At 73.8% G+C, this 12,443-nt stretch carries 14 protein-coding genes; 3 read left to right on the top strand and 11 right to left on the bottom strand.

Annotated features, from left to right (window positions below):
- Nucleotides 1–39 precede the first annotated feature (39 nt).
- Both nusG and miv_RS27815 read right to left on the bottom strand, forming a co-directional pair.
- Nucleotides 40–711 carry a transcription termination/antitermination protein NusG gene (gene nusG / locus miv_RS27820; protein WP_244748746.1) on the bottom strand — a complete coding sequence of 224 codons (672 nt, stop codon included), beginning with the start codon at nt 709–711 and terminating at the stop codon, nt 40–42.
- Nucleotides 712–745: 34 nt separating this feature from the next.
- A complete protein-coding gene (locus miv_RS27815) occupies nt 746–910 on the bottom strand; it encodes a hypothetical protein (RefSeq protein WP_165602303.1) in 165 nt (54 codons plus the stop codon).
- Between the two features lie 329 nt (nt 911–1,239).
- Between miv_RS27815 and miv_RS27810 the strand changes: the two genes are divergently transcribed.
- Nucleotides 1,240–1,938 carry a LexA family transcriptional regulator gene (locus miv_RS27810; RefSeq protein WP_244748745.1) on the top strand — a complete coding sequence of 233 codons (699 nt, stop codon included), beginning with the start codon at nt 1,240–1,242 and terminating at the stop codon, nt 1,936–1,938.
- A 28-nt stretch (nt 1,939–1,966) separates the two neighbouring features.
- On the opposite strand, the gene miv_RS27805 is transcribed toward miv_RS27810, so the two are convergent.
- The 3 genes from miv_RS27805 to miv_RS27795 form a co-directional block, all read right to left on the bottom strand.
- Entirely contained in the window at nt 1,967–2,371 is a 405-nt protein-coding gene (locus miv_RS27805; protein WP_058618020.1) for a hypothetical protein, read from the bottom strand.
- Nucleotides 2,372–2,632: 261 nt separating this feature from the next.
- Complete coding sequence (locus miv_RS27800; protein ID WP_207180150.1) at nt 2,633–3,556, bottom strand: aldo/keto reductase; 924 nt, start codon at nt 3,554–3,556, stop codon at nt 2,633–2,635.
- The gene (locus tag miv_RS27795; RefSeq protein WP_244748743.1) at nt 3,553–4,497 is read right to left on the bottom strand and encodes a helix-turn-helix domain-containing protein; all 945 of its coding nucleotides are present in this window, start codon (nt 4,495–4,497) and stop codon (nt 3,553–3,555) included. Before miv_RS27795 ends, miv_RS27800 begins: the two co-directional genes overlap by 4 nt.
- A gap of 126 nt (nt 4,498–4,623) precedes the next feature.
- Between miv_RS27795 and pobA the strand changes: the two genes are divergently transcribed.
- Nucleotides 4,624–5,817: a 4-hydroxybenzoate 3-monooxygenase gene (pobA, locus tag miv_RS27790; protein ID WP_207180149.1), complete on the top strand. Its 1,194-nt coding sequence runs from the start codon at nt 4,624–4,626 to the stop codon at nt 5,815–5,817.
- 75 nt (nt 5,818–5,892) lie between these two features.
- Here pobA and miv_RS27785 read toward each other — a convergent pair whose 3' ends face one another.
- The 3 genes from miv_RS27785 to miv_RS27775 are packed head-to-tail and all read right to left on the bottom strand — an operon-like array spanning nt 5,893 to nt 7,345.
- Nucleotides 5,893–6,189 carry a putative quinol monooxygenase gene (locus miv_RS27785; protein ID WP_207180148.1) on the bottom strand — a complete coding sequence of 99 codons (297 nt, stop codon included), beginning with the start codon at nt 6,187–6,189 and terminating at the stop codon, nt 5,893–5,895.
- Nucleotides 6,186–6,989, bottom strand: coding sequence for an alpha/beta fold hydrolase (locus miv_RS27780; RefSeq protein ID WP_207180147.1), 804 nt, complete (start codon nt 6,987–6,989; stop codon nt 6,186–6,188). The genes miv_RS27785 and miv_RS27780 overlap by 4 nt, the downstream gene beginning before the upstream one ends.
- Complete coding sequence (locus miv_RS27775; RefSeq protein ID WP_207180146.1) at nt 6,986–7,345, bottom strand: nuclear transport factor 2 family protein; 360 nt, start codon at nt 7,343–7,345, stop codon at nt 6,986–6,988. Before miv_RS27775 ends, miv_RS27780 begins: the two co-directional genes overlap by 4 nt.
- A gap of 137 nt (nt 7,346–7,482) precedes the next feature.
- Here miv_RS27775 and miv_RS27770 point away from each other — a divergent pair, with 137 nt between their 5' ends.
- Nucleotides 7,483–8,289, top strand: coding sequence for a helix-turn-helix domain-containing protein (locus miv_RS27770; RefSeq protein WP_207180144.1), 807 nt, complete (start codon nt 7,483–7,485; stop codon nt 8,287–8,289).
- A 276-nt stretch (nt 8,290–8,565) separates the two neighbouring features.
- On the opposite strand, the gene miv_RS27765 is transcribed toward miv_RS27770, so the two are convergent.
- From miv_RS27765 to miv_RS27755, 3 genes are all read right to left on the bottom strand, one after another.
- Nucleotides 8,566–9,621, bottom strand: coding sequence for a YcjF family protein (locus miv_RS27765; RefSeq protein WP_207180142.1), 1,056 nt, complete (start codon nt 9,619–9,621; stop codon nt 8,566–8,568).
- 10 nt (nt 9,622–9,631) lie between these two features.
- Nucleotides 9,632–11,098: a YcjX family GTP-binding protein gene (locus miv_RS27760; protein WP_207180140.1), complete on the bottom strand. Its 1,467-nt coding sequence runs from the start codon at nt 11,096–11,098 to the stop codon at nt 9,632–9,634.
- A gap of 63 nt (nt 11,099–11,161) precedes the next feature.
- A complete protein-coding gene (locus tag miv_RS27755; protein ID WP_058620786.1) occupies nt 11,162–12,370 on the bottom strand; it encodes a hypothetical protein in 1,209 nt (402 codons plus the stop codon).
- Nucleotides 12,371–12,443 lie beyond the last annotated feature (73 nt).

Here is a 12,443-nt window from a genome sequence, read left to right as displayed (position 1 = left end):
CAAATGTTCTCTTCAGCGGGGCGCAACTTTTTGGCGGGGTCACTCCCGCGCGATCTGGTCCTCGTCGAGCAGCACCGGCGTCTCGCGTCCGAACAGCGACAGGGCGACCCGATAGCGGCGGCGGGCCGGATCGACCCCCTCGACCGTGCCGCGCAGGGCCGCGAGCGGTCCCGTCGCCACTCGCACGCCGTCGCCGAGGGCGAACAGCACCGCCCTCACCGACTCCTCGTCGGCGCCCTCCGGGGCCCCGTCCCGGCCGCCGCCATGCCCGGTGATCGCGTCGGCGAAGCCCTGGAGCACGGCGGGGGCGATGATGACGGCGCGGCCGTCGCGGAACAGGACCCGGTCGATGCCGGGATGCGCCTCCACCCGCGCGAGGTCGGCATCGTCGCGCAGGCCGACGAAGACCAGGCGGTGCAGCAGCGGGACCCGAGCGGTGCGGCGGCGGCCCGAGGGCGAGGTCAGCTCGACCTCCTCCCGCGGGTCGAAGGCCGCGATGCCGATTGCGTCGAGGTCGCGGGCGGCCCGGGCTGCCCAGCGCGGCTTCGTCTCGGCGACGAGCCAGACCCGGTCGGCGGCGATCACGGTCCGCCCGGGGCGGACCCGCCGCCTCCGGCGCCGCCGGATCTCGGCGACCCGGTCCGCCGGGGCACGGTCATGCGCCAGGGCCTCCCGGCGGCGGCGGGCGATGCGGCGCTTGCCCTTGGTCACGCCGCCCTCCCGGCTCGCGGGTGGGCGGTGCGGTTCAGGCCGCGCCGGGCGGGTCCGGCGGATCGCGGGGGCGGTCCTCCGCATCCCGCGCGGCATCCCGCGTCAGGGCCGTGGTCGCGGTCACGATCCGCGAGCGGACCATCAGGAACAGGCCGACCCCCGCCGCGAGGGTCCAGAGCACGATCAGAGCAACCTTCATGCCCCTCTCCTGCACCGGCGCGAGCCGCGAGGCGAGCGCGATCATGACCGGATGGCCGATCCTCCCCCGCCGCGGCCGGGTATCGCGGCGATCGGCCGTCGGTCCCGTCGTCGGACGGCCCGTGGCAGGGGGCGAGGAAACGGTGGACCATCGGGGAACTCCCGCAACGAGGGGTACGGCGCAAGGCGGGCTTCGGGGTAAACTGGCCGAAGGAGGGCACGCACGAACAACGATGCTTGCCCAGGCCTCGCCACGGTCCTTGCGACCGCGATCACTACATGATGTAATGATCGTCTTCAATACCTCAAGTGTCGGGAGTGGTCGCTGAGGTGATCCAGCTGGGAGACAACCGGGTGCGGGCGGCCCAGGGCGAACGGCTGCGGCAGGCGCGCATCGCCGCCGGCTACCGCTCGGCCCGGGATGCCGCCCTGCAGAACGCGTGGCCGGAGAGCACCTACCGGGCGCACGAGGCCGGGACCCGGACGATCGGCCAGGACGATGCGGAGCGCTACGCCGCGCGCTTCCGCCGCGACGGCGTCGAGGTCACCGCCAAGGGCCTGCTGTTCGGCGACGACGAGGCGGGGGAGTCATCCGCGGAGGGCGGGCAGGTCGTGGGGGTGAAGGGGTTGATCAGTGCCGGCGGCCTGATCGAGACCGGCGACGAGCAGCCCGGGCCGGGGGGCGACCTCTTTCGCATCACGGTGCCGTTCGGGGTGCCGCCCGGCACGGTGGCGTTCCGGGTCGCCGGCCTGTCGATGTATCCGAAATACGAGCCCGACGACGTGGTGCTCTGCGCCGAGGCCGGGGAGAGCCCGGAGCGGCTGCTGGACCTCTACGCCGCGGTCGCGACCGCGGAGGGGCACCGCTACCTGAAGAAGATCCTGCGCGGCTCGCAGCGGGGCAGCTACCACCTCGAGAGCCACAACGCGCCCCTGATGCCGGATTGCCGCCTGGCCTGGGCCTCGGGCATCATCGGCACGGTTCATGCACAGCATTGGAGCCGGCTCTGCGCCGGCGCCAAGGGCTGATCGCTGCGGAGTGCAGCGATCGCTTCGATCAATCGGCCTGCGCGACGCGGGTCGAGCGGCGCTGCGCCGTCCAGCGGCCCGAGCAGAGGGCGGACACGCTCCAGGTACCCGAGCCGGAATTGGCCTGGAGCCGGCCCGAGGCGGCGCCGCTGGCCGAGCCGTGGCGCACCGTCAGGCCGACCTGACCGTCCGACCCGATGCGCCCGCTCACGCTCGCGCCACCCTCCTCCGTCGAGGCCACCCGCACGGCGCCGCCGTCGATCGCGAGCGCGACGGTGTAGCGGCTGTCGCACAGGCCCGATTCGGTGACGAGCTGCACCGACCACGTCCCGTTGTAGCCGGCGCCGGCACCGCGCCCCTCGGCCGCCGCCGGCTGCAGGCTGGCCGGCAGGGCGGCGCACAGGACGAGAGCGGCGACGGACGACTTGCGCATGGAGAAACCCCCTGGACCGTTCGGTTCTTGCCGATGACGAGCGTGGCCGATCCGTCGCACGGCATGGCTTGGCCGTGATGCGAATGACGGGAGGCCGCGTGGTCGGCGTGGAGCGATGTAGATGGAGGTTCCTTAACACGGGCAGAACGGCAGCAATAAGGCGTCAAGGATACGCTTGCCGGCCGGATCGACTTCGACAATGGCCGCGCTTACCCGAGACGGGCACATGATGACTTGAGGGCTCTGGCGTTCAGCTCTAATTCATCGCAGCAGGTCGGCGACCATGCGGCGGCGCAGGGCTTCGTCCGGCAGCGGACCGGTGCCGGCGCGCAGATTCGCCGCCATGTGGCCGGGATCGGCGGTGCCGGGGATCGCGCAGGTCACCGCCGGGTGGCCGATGACGAATTTCAGCAGGATCCCGGCCCAGGAGGTGCAGCCGAGTTCCGCCGCGTAGTCCGGCAGCAGCCGGCCCGCGAGGCGCCGCAGAAGACCGCCGCCGCCGAACGGCCGGTTGACCAGGACCGCCACGCCGCGTTCCGCGGCGAGCGGCAGCAGGCGATCCTCCGCCGCCCGGTCGTCGAGGGCGTAGTTGATCTGCAGGAAGTCCAGCCGCTCGGCCCGTAGCACCGCCTCGACGGCGTCGTAGGCGCTCTCGGTGTAGTGCGAGATGCCGAGGTAGCGGATGCGGCCCGCCGCCTTCCAGTTCCGCAGGACCGGCAGATGGGTGCGCCAGTCGAGCAGGTTGTGGATCTGCATCAGGTCGATGCGCTCGGTGCGCAGCAGCTGGAGCGAGCGCTGCATCTGGGCGAGACCCGCCTCGCGGCCGCTGGTCCAGACCTTGGTGGCGAGAAAGACCGTGTCGCGGGCGCCGGCCTCGGCGACGAGGTCGCCGGTCACCCCCTCGGCCCGGCCGTACATCGGCGAGGAATCGATCACCTTCCCGCCGCCGGCGAGCAGGGTCGCCACCACCTCGCGCAACGGCTCCCGCTCGGCGGCCTTCTCCCCGACGTCGAAGCCGCGCCAGGTGCCCAGCCCGATCACCGGCAGGGTCTCCCCGCTCGCCGGGATCGGCCGCCGGTGCAAAGCCGAGGTTCCGCCCTGCGCCGCCGCCCCGCCGCCGACGGCCGCCGCCAGCGCGGCGCCCAGAAACCCCTGCCGGGTCAGCCCGTCCCGTCCGGTCGTCATCGCGTCTCTCCCCTGTCGGCGCCGCGCCGGTCGCGAAACGCCCGGGGACACTCGCCGGTGCCCTTGGCGAAGAAGCGGGAGAAATAGGCCGGGTCGGTGAAGCCGAGGCCGTAGGCGATCTCGGCGATGCCGAGATCGGAATAGAGCAGGCTGCGCTTGGCCTCGAGCAGCCGGCGCTCGCGGATGATCCGGCCCGGGCTCGCGCCCGCCACCGCCCGGCAGGCGGCCCGCAGCCGCGCCTCGCTCACCCCGAGATCGTCCGCATAGGCGGAGAGGGGCTGCTCGCGGCGGTGCTGCGCCTCGACCAGTTCCCGGAAGCGCGCGGTCAAGAGCGCTTGCGGGCCCGGCGGAGCCGTGGGCTCGCGCGCGGCGGCGAGCCGGCGCAGGCCGGCGACCAGGACCAGCATCAGCTGCGCCTCGATCGCGCCGCGCCGCCCCGGCGCCGCCCAGGCGAGCTCCCGGGCGAGTTCGGCCACCGCCTCCTCGACCGCGCCCGGCTCCGGCAGCGCGAGGGCGGCGGGTCCGGCGAACAGGGCCGCCAGTTCCGGCTCGCGGCCGCACAGGTCGCGCAGGTAGCGCGACGACAGGGTCAGCACCGTGCCGACCGTGCCGTCGGTGAACCTGAAGCCGTGGGCGGTGCCGGCCGGCACCGCCAGCAGGCAGGGCGCCTCGACCTCGAAGCGCTCGGCCTCCGCCCGCATCTCGCCGCCGCCCTCGGCGATGAGGAAGACCTGGTGCAGCCCCGAATGGACATGAGGACGGATGGTCCAGCGGTTCGGCCGGCTGCGATCGTCCAAGGCTTCGAGGTGCAGGAAGCGGTCGTCCGCGTCCCGCGGCGCCTCGCCGTAGAGGAAGAAGTGCGGCACCGCAGGGGCTTGGGCGGGATCCGGGCGCATCGCGGGCGAGCCCTGGCGGGAGGGGCGGACGTTCGAAAAATCCAATTTTTTCCTCGCGCCGTCCATCGTCAACCGGGTCTGGCCGGTTCACCTTTCCGGCATGAGAGCCGCCGCGCAGACCGGGGGCGAGGCCGCCGCGGGATCGTGGCGCCCATGAACAAGGAAACGCCCATGCGCACGCAGGTCGCCATCATCGGCGCCGGCCCGGCCGGCCTGTTCCTCGCCCACCTCCTGGCCCGCGCCGGGATCGACGCGGTGGTGCTGGAGCGGCGGACCCGCGACTACGTCGAGGGCCGGGTGCGGGCGGGCGTGCTCGAACAGGGCACCGTCGCGCTGATGCGGAAGCTCGGCCTCGACGGGCGGCTCAAGGCCGAGGGCTTGGTCCATACCGGCACCAACCTCGCCTATGACGGCGAGATCTTTCGCATCGACATGGCGGCGCTGACCGGCGGTGCGGCCGTCACGGTCTACGGCCAGCAGGAGGTGATGCGCGACCTGTTCGACGCGGCCGAGCCCCGCGGCGTCCGCATCGTGTTCGAGGCCGAGGATCTGCGGCTCCACGACCTCACCGGCGAGACCCCGAGCGTCACCTTCACCAGGAACGGCGAGGCGCGCACCCTCGCCTGCGACTACGTCGCGGCCTGCGACGGCTTCCACGGCGTCGGCCGCGCGGCGATCCCCGCCGACGTCCTCAAGGTGTACGAGCGGGTCTATCCGTTCGGCTGGCTCGGCATCCTGGCCGAGGTGCCGCCCGTCAACCACGAGCTGATCTACGCCAACCACGCCCACGGCTTCGCGCTGGCCAGCATGCGCTCGCCGACCCGCAGCCGCTACTACGTCCAGGTCGGCCTCGACGAACGGATCGAGGATTGGTCGGACGAGCGTTTCTGGGACGAGGTCGAGACCCGCCTCGGGCCGCAGGCCTCCGCCGGGCTGGTGCGCGGCCCCTCCTTCGAGAAGAGCATCGCGCCCTTGCGCAGCTTCGTCGCCGAGCCGATGCGCTACGGCCGCCTCTTCCTCGCCGGGGACGCCGCCCACATCGTCCCGCCCACCGGCGCCAAGGGCATGAACCTCGCCGTCTCCGACGTCGCGATGCTCGCCGAGGCGTTGAGTCTGCACTACGCCGACCGCGATGCGTCGGGCCTCGACGGCTACTCGGCCCGGGCGCTCGCCCGGGTGTGGAAGGCCGAGCGCTTCAGCTGGTGGTTCACCGGCCTCACCCACCGCTTCCCCGACATGGACGACTTCGCGCGCCGGATGCAGGTGGCGGAGCTGGCCTATATCCGGGGGTCGCAGGCCGCGCAGACGGCGCTGGCGGAGAATTACGTCGGGCTGCCGATGGGGCCGGACACGGCCGTTCGGTAACCGGACGGGGCGCGGCAGGATTGCGATCCGCCGTGCGGCACGGGCATTGAGCGTCCCACCCGAAGCCGGCGGCACTCACGGCTCGACCGGTCGCCAGACCTCGATGCGGCGTTCCTCCCGCAGCAATTCGGGCAAAGCCGCGTGCCAGGCGCGCCGATAGGGACGGTGGAGCTGGACGTTCACGACGTCGTCGTGGTCGGCCCAGATCTCGTGAAGAAGGAAGCGGGTCGGATCGTCCGGATCCGCGTGCAGCGTGGCGGCACGATACGTGGCTTCGTGGCGCATCGCGTCCATGACCGCGGTCAGGAGGTCCAGGAAACGCTCCCGCTGGCCATCCCGGAGCCTGAACCCGACGAGGTAGGCGATGCTCACGACGCGCACCTCCCGGCGATGTCCGCGGCGAGCCGCGCGGCGTGCGTGACGATCAGGCCGTGCGCGGCACCGGCATAGACCACGAGCTCGGCGCCCGGGATCAGGCGGGCATAGGCCCGGGCCGTGAGGTCGAGCGGGGCCGAGGCGTCCCGATCGCCGTGGATCAGGGTGACCGGCAGCGCAAGACGGGCGGCCTCCGGCCGAAGGTCGACCGACAGGATGGCATCCTGGACGTCGAGGAGGATGCGCCGGGAGACGTCCTGCACCATGCCGGACATCCAGGCGCCCAGCGCGGCCCGATGCCCGGGCGCGAAAGGCTCGATGGTCTCTTCGATCCAGCCCGGCAGGTCGGAGGCCAGCCGCGCCCGCATCGCCGCCGCCATCTCGGGTGTGAACCCTGGATCTCCGTCGTCCGCCATCATGCGCGGCCCGGTCGCGCCGACGAGGACGAGGCGAGCGATCCTCTCGGTTCCGTAGCGCGCGAGGTAGCGGATCGCCTCCCCGGCCGCACCCGAATGGGTGACGAGCGTGACGCGGCGAAGATCGAGGGCGGCGACGACCCGCGCCAGGTCGTCCGCCAGACCCTCGTCGTCCGCCCGTCCCGGGTCGGTGGAGCGGCCGTGCCCGCGGCGATCGTAGGCGATCGTGCGCAGGCCGTGGGCGTTCAACGCGACCATGACGTCGCCCCAGATGCGCGAATCCATGCCCCAGCCGGCGAGGAGCAGGACGGGCGGCCCGCTGCCCCAGTCGCGCAGGAAGAGCCTGTGGCCGTCCGCGATCTCGACGAAGGGCGCGGTCATGACCGTACCTCGTCGAGGAAGCCGATCACCTCGGCGATGCGGCCCGTCGCGTCGAGGCGCACGACGTCGGTGCCGGCCGCGACGGGCGGGCCGTCCGCCGACCCGAGCGTCCACGAGAAGCGAACGAAGGGTCCGTGGCCGTCCGGCGTGCCGTGGAGGCGGAACGCGAGGTCCGGGAACCGCTCCCGCGCGCTCTCGATCATGGCCGCGACAGCCTCGCGCCCGTCGGCCGCCATCAGGGGATCGCGGTAGCGGGCGTCCGGGTGCCAGGTTTCGAGCAGGCGCCGACGGACGGGGGCGGACGCCTCGTTCCAGACGGACAGATAGTCCGTGGCGATGTCGCGCGGGGCTTGCATGTCGGTCTCCTCGTCGGTTGGGAGCCCGAGCATGGAAGGCGGATGCGCGTCCGGCGATTACCTCGCAGGTCATTACCCGGCGGGCCGCGACTTGGTAGGACATCGGCAGGACGTGATCGGCGTGCGAGGCGGACCGCATGAGAGCAGCGCTCGCGACCAACACGGTGGGAGACGTGCTGCGCGACTGGCGGCGGCGTCGCCGTTTCAGCCAGCTCGATCTCGCGCTCGAGGCCGAGATCTCGGCGCGGCATCTCAGCTTCGTCGAGAACGGCCGGTCGGCGGCGAGCCGGGACATGCTCCTGCGGCTCGCCGAACGCCTCGGCCTGCCGCTTCGCGAGCGCAACCGCCTGCTCGTGGCGGGCGGCTACGCTCCCGTCTTCGCCGAACGCCCGCTGGAGCAGCCCGACATGAGGGCGGCGCTCGATGCCGTGCGCGCCGTTCTCGCCGCCTACGAGCCGTTTCCCGCGCTCGCCGTCGACCGGCACTGGACGCTGGTAGCCGCCAACGACGCCCTCACGCCGCTTCTCGCCGGCGTGGCGCCCCATCTGCTTCGGCCGCCGGTCAACGTGCTCGCCCTGTCGCTGTCGCCCGAGGGGCTCGCCCCCGCGATCCTGAACCTCGGCGAATGGCGCCGGCACATCCTGGAGCGCCTGCGCCGCGATGCGGCCACGTCCGGGGATCCGGAGCTCGATCGCCTCCATGATGCCCTGCAGGCCCTGCCCGCGCCGGGAGGACGATCGCAGGCGGTGCATCCCTCCGACGCGGACCGGATCGCCGTGCCGCTGGTCCTCCGGCATCCCGCGACGGGACGGCAGCTCTCGTTCCTGTCGACCACCACCGTCTTCGGAACGGCGACCGACGTCGCGCTCTCCGAGCTGACCCTGGAGGGCTTCCTGCCCGCCGACGAGGCGACCCGACGCGCGCTGACCGGTCCGTCCTTTTGAGGACCTGTTTGATGGTCCGCTCCAGCCGGTCTGGCGCAGGCATCGCCACCCCACCCCGTCATCCCGGGCTCCGCTCCGCGGCCCCGGGATGACGTGGGAGGGTTCGGAATTGGTATGGCCCGCCAAACACCCTAAGAGGGCCGGCGACACGGCCCGCCAGGCGTCCCTGCGGACCAGGGCCTCGCTTGCGACAGAGCCGGTGGCGGGTTTTTTCCGGCCTCCGTGCAGATCCGGCGACCCGTACCTGTTTCCCGCCGAGCGATCCCGCTTCCTGGCCTACCGCGACGTCTCCCGTCCCTCGCCGTCGCCGTTCCCGCGCAGCAACTCCCCCGCCACGTCCCCGAGCCGCGGCATCGGCTCGCGGGTGAAGGGCAGCGGCCGGCACACGGCCAGGGCCGCCAGCCCGAACCGCGCCGTCATCAGGCCGTTGAGCACCCCCTCCCCGAGCTTGGCCGAGATCCGCGCTGCGACGCCGAGGCCCAGCACCGACTGCACCAGGCTGTCGCCGACCGCGACGCTGCCGGTGACGGCGAGGTGGGCGAGCGCCGCGCGGGCGAGGCGCAGGAAGCCGAACAGGCCGGGCCGGCCGCCATAGATGGTGGCGATGCGGCGGAGCAGCCGGACGGCTGCGAAGATCACGAAGCCGACATCGACGATCGCCCGCGGGCTCAACGCCGTCACCGCCGACACCTGCTTGGCCGCGTCGGCCACCGCCGCCTTGGCGGCGCGGTCGAGGGATGTGAGGAGTTCGGCCTCGGCGATGCCGAGCCGGTCCTCGACGTCGAGGATCTGGTCGTCGAGGGCGGCAAGGCGGGCACGGGCCGCCTCGGCCGCCGGGCGGCCGGCATAGAGGGCCGAGAGGCTGCGCACCACCGCCTTGGCGGCGCTGTGGTCGCGCGAGCGCAGGGCATCGAGGGCGTCGCCCCGCAGCGCCTCGATGCGGCGCTCGCGCAGCACCCCCGCCACCTCGCGCCAGACGATGGCCAGGAGCGCCACCACCGCGACCGCGAGCAGCACCAGGGCGACGATGCCGAGCCAGGGCGCGGTGGAGAACAGGTCGGCGATCAGCCGCTCGACCGCGAGGCCGATGCCGAGGGAAGCCAGCCCCCCGAGCGCGGAGAGCAGCAGGGTCGCCCACGGCGCCCGGGAGCGAGGCGCCACCGGCACCGGCACGCCGTCGGCGGCCTCGACGATCTCGAACGGCTCCTCCACCATCCGGATCCCATCGGCGAGCGCCGTCTCGGTGCCGGGCGGCGGGGGGGCCGTGGCGGTCTCCGCGCCGGCGGGGGGAAGGCGGAAGGCCCGGGGCTTCGAAGGGGGCGGCTGGGTCATGCAAAAGCCCTCAGGCGAGGCGGTCGCCGATCAGGAAGTTCAGGGCGCGGTCGAGCCGGATCTGCGGCAGGCGGCCGGGGCGGCCCAGCGCATCGCGAGGGACGGCCGGCGGGCGGAAGCGCGGGAAGCGCAGCGAGCCCGGCGTCACCGCGCCCTCCAGCACGGCTTCCGGCCGCTCCGGCAGCTCCCCGGGGAAGATCGCGGCTTCGGTCTCGCCGTCGAAGGTCTCCCCGTCGATGCTCTCGCCGGCCTCCGGGGTGCCGGCCACGGCCCGGAAGCTCGCCGGCCCATCATGCACCACGGTCTCGCGGGTCGAGCGCACGGAGGCAAGCGCCTGGGTGCTGACATGGGCGCCCGCGGCCTCTGTGCGGCGTAAGGAACGGGCGACGAGGAGGCGAAGCAGCGCGTCGAGCCGGTCGTGGCTCGCGTGGTGGAGGTGGTCGGCCTTGGTGGCGGCGAACAGGATCTTGTCGGCCCGCGGCGCGAAGAGTCGCGACAGCACGGTATTGCGCCCGACCCGCAGGCTCATCAGCACCCGGTCGAGGGCCTCTTCCAGCTCGGCGAGCGCCGCCGCCCCGGCATCGACCGCCGCCAGCACGTCGACCAGCACGATCTGGCGGTCGATGCGCTGGAAATGGTCGCGGAAGAACGGCGTCACCACCCGGCTCTTGTAGGCCTCGAAGCGGCGCTGCATCAGGCCGCCGAGGCTGTCGGGGTTGACCGGCCCGTCGAGGATCAGCGGCGCGAAGGTGAGCGCCGGCGAGCCGGCGAGGTCGCCCGGCATCAGGAAGCGGCCCGGCGGTGTCGTCGCCACCGCCTCGGGGCCGGCGCGCACCGCGGCAAGGTAGGTGGTGAAGGCCTCGCTCGCCCGCTCGGCCACGATCTCGTCGAGGGGCTGGTTGGGGTCGAGGGCCCGCAGGGAGGCGAGCCAGGGCGCCGCCATCGCGGCCCGGCCGGGGCGCTCGGCGGCGATGATCGTCTCGCGCGACCAGCCCTCGTAGGTCTGCTCGATGAGGGCGAGGTCGAGCAGCCACTCGCCCGGATAATCGACGATGTCGACCATCAGGCTTGCCGGGCCGGTGCGCCAGCCGCTCTTGCGCTCGTAGTCGATCTCGAGGCGCAGCTGGCTGATCCGGTCGGTCGAGCGCGGCCAGCGCCGGGCCTCGGTCAGCGCCGCCAGGTGGTCCTCGTAGGAGAAGCGCGGCACCGCGTCGTCGGGCTGGGGTACCAGCCGGGCCCGGCGCAGGCGCCCCTCCTGCGAGGCGCGCAAGGCCGGCAGCGGGTGCAGGCCGGTGAGCTGGTGGACGAGCGCGGTGGTGAACACCGTCTTGCCCGACCGGGCGAGGCCGGTGACGCCGAGGCGCACCGTCGGCTGGACCAGGAGGTCGTTCGAGGCCTCGGCCAGGGAGCGCGTGGCTTCCGTGACGGATTTGACGAGGGAGCCGGCACGCGCGGCGAAATCGGTCAGGGGCGGCACGCGGATACGCTCTCGCTTGGTCTGGTCCGGGAGGTGGCGCGGGCAACAGGCTTCCGCAAGGGCTCAGGGCGCCGGCGGAGGGCCGGCCTCGGCCTGCCGGCGCGCGGCCGTCCGCTCCGTATCGGCTCGCGCGATCGCCGCGGCGACGAGGGCGGGGCTCGCCCGCAGCGCCCCGAGCTCGACCGACGACATCGCCAGCAGGACGGGGGCGAGGCGCGCGGTGGCCTGCCCGTCCGCCGTGAACAGGCCGAGATCGTCGCCGGGCTTGACCCCGACGCTGCCGGCGATGCGGGCGGCATAGGCCTGGATGCGGATCTCGTCGGAGCCGCAGAGGGGCGCGGGCGGCCGCAAGGCCGGCGGCAGGGACGAGGCCGGGACGGCGGCGAGCGTCGGCAGGGCGGCGGCTTCCGCGGCCAGCCGAGCGCCGTCGAGGATGCGGCCCGGCTCGATCGCGGCGGCGCCGCGCGGCGCCTCACCGATGCCGGTGGCGATGGTGGGAAGCGGTGCCGCCTTGACGGCGCGCAGGGGCGGACGCGGCCGGCCCTGCATCCGGGCGAGCGCCGACCAGGGCTGGACCCGCAGGGCGTTGCCGGCCACCGGGCGGGCGGCCGCCGCCGGGCGGACGGGGGCGCGGGCGACCCGCCGGGGCGCGCCGCCCCGTCCGTGGGTGGCGAGGAAGCGTGCCCGCAGGGTGCGGCCGAGGCCCTGCGGCGCGAGGGCGGCGAGCGCCGGCGTGGCGGGGCGCGCGGCCGCGCGCACGGGCCCGCCGCGGATCGCCACCGGCGCGGCGCATTCCGCCGGCGCCCAGCGGCGGACGATGGCGAGGGCCGAGCGGCGCCCGTACTCGCCGTAATAGCGCCGCAGCAGCGACACGGCGGCATCGGCCCCCTGCCCGGCGGTGGCGAAGCCGGTATGGCCCTCCTGGTCGCCGCCGATCTCGCCGTCCCAGCGCGCCCGCTTGATGCACCAGTAATTGTTGAGCTTGACGCAGCGCGCCACGAAGGCCGGGTCGGCCGGCGCCGCCCAGGCGGTCCAGGCCAGCGAGAGCGGCAGGAGCCCGTCCCTGGTCTCGCTGCGCCAGTTCGACACCGCCCGGGCCTCGGGCCGGTACACCGGCATTTCGTGCGCCGACGCCGTGGAAGCCGCAGCCGCGGTAAGGCCGTCATGAAGGCCGAGTTGGAGGCGCGTCGCGCCGTCCCGGACCAGGGCGGCGGCGGCCTCCGCGGCGGGTCCGGCCGCGAGGCTCAGGGCGAGGAAGGTGGTGAGGATCACGGGGCCCGCGGGTCTCCGTTCGAGGCTCGGCTCTCACAAACGGCCTTGGGGGCGATCCGGTTCGCCGCAGCCC

This window comes from Methylobacterium indicum (assembly GCF_017347565.1).
Taxonomy (GTDB): Bacteria; Pseudomonadota; Alphaproteobacteria; order Rhizobiales; family Beijerinckiaceae; genus Methylobacterium; species Methylobacterium indicum.
This window is presented reverse-complemented; position numbering and strand designations above follow the sequence as displayed.

Bases quoted from the DNA above. Each gene is read 5' to 3' on its own strand.
- miv_RS27770 (WP_207180144.1), top strand. From the start codon at position 7,483: ATGAGAGCAGCGCTCGCGACCAACACGGTGGGAGACGTGCTGCGCGAC.
- miv_RS27780 (WP_207180147.1), bottom strand. From the start codon at position 6,989: ATGACCGCGCCCTTCGTCGAGATCGCGGACGGCCACAGGCTCTTCCTG.
- miv_RS27805 (WP_058618020.1), bottom strand. From the start codon at position 2,371: ATGCGCAAGTCGTCCGTCGCCGCTCTCGTCCTGTGCGCCGCCCTGCCG.
- miv_RS27800 (WP_207180150.1), bottom strand. From the start codon at position 3,556: ATGACGACCGGACGGGACGGGCTGACCCGGCAGGGGTTTCTGGGCGCC.
- miv_RS27775 (WP_207180146.1), bottom strand. From the start codon at position 7,345: ATGCAAGCCCCGCGCGACATCGCCACGGACTATCTGTCCGTCTGGAAC.
- miv_RS27765 (WP_207180142.1), bottom strand. From the start codon at position 9,621: ATGACCCAGCCGCCCCCTTCGAAGCCCCGGGCCTTCCGCCTTCCCCCC.
- miv_RS27815 (WP_165602303.1), bottom strand. From the start codon at position 910: ATGAAGGTTGCTCTGATCGTGCTCTGGACCCTCGCGGCGGGGGTCGGC.
- pobA (WP_207180149.1), top strand. From the start codon at position 4,624: ATGCGCACGCAGGTCGCCATCATCGGCGCCGGCCCGGCCGGCCTGTTC.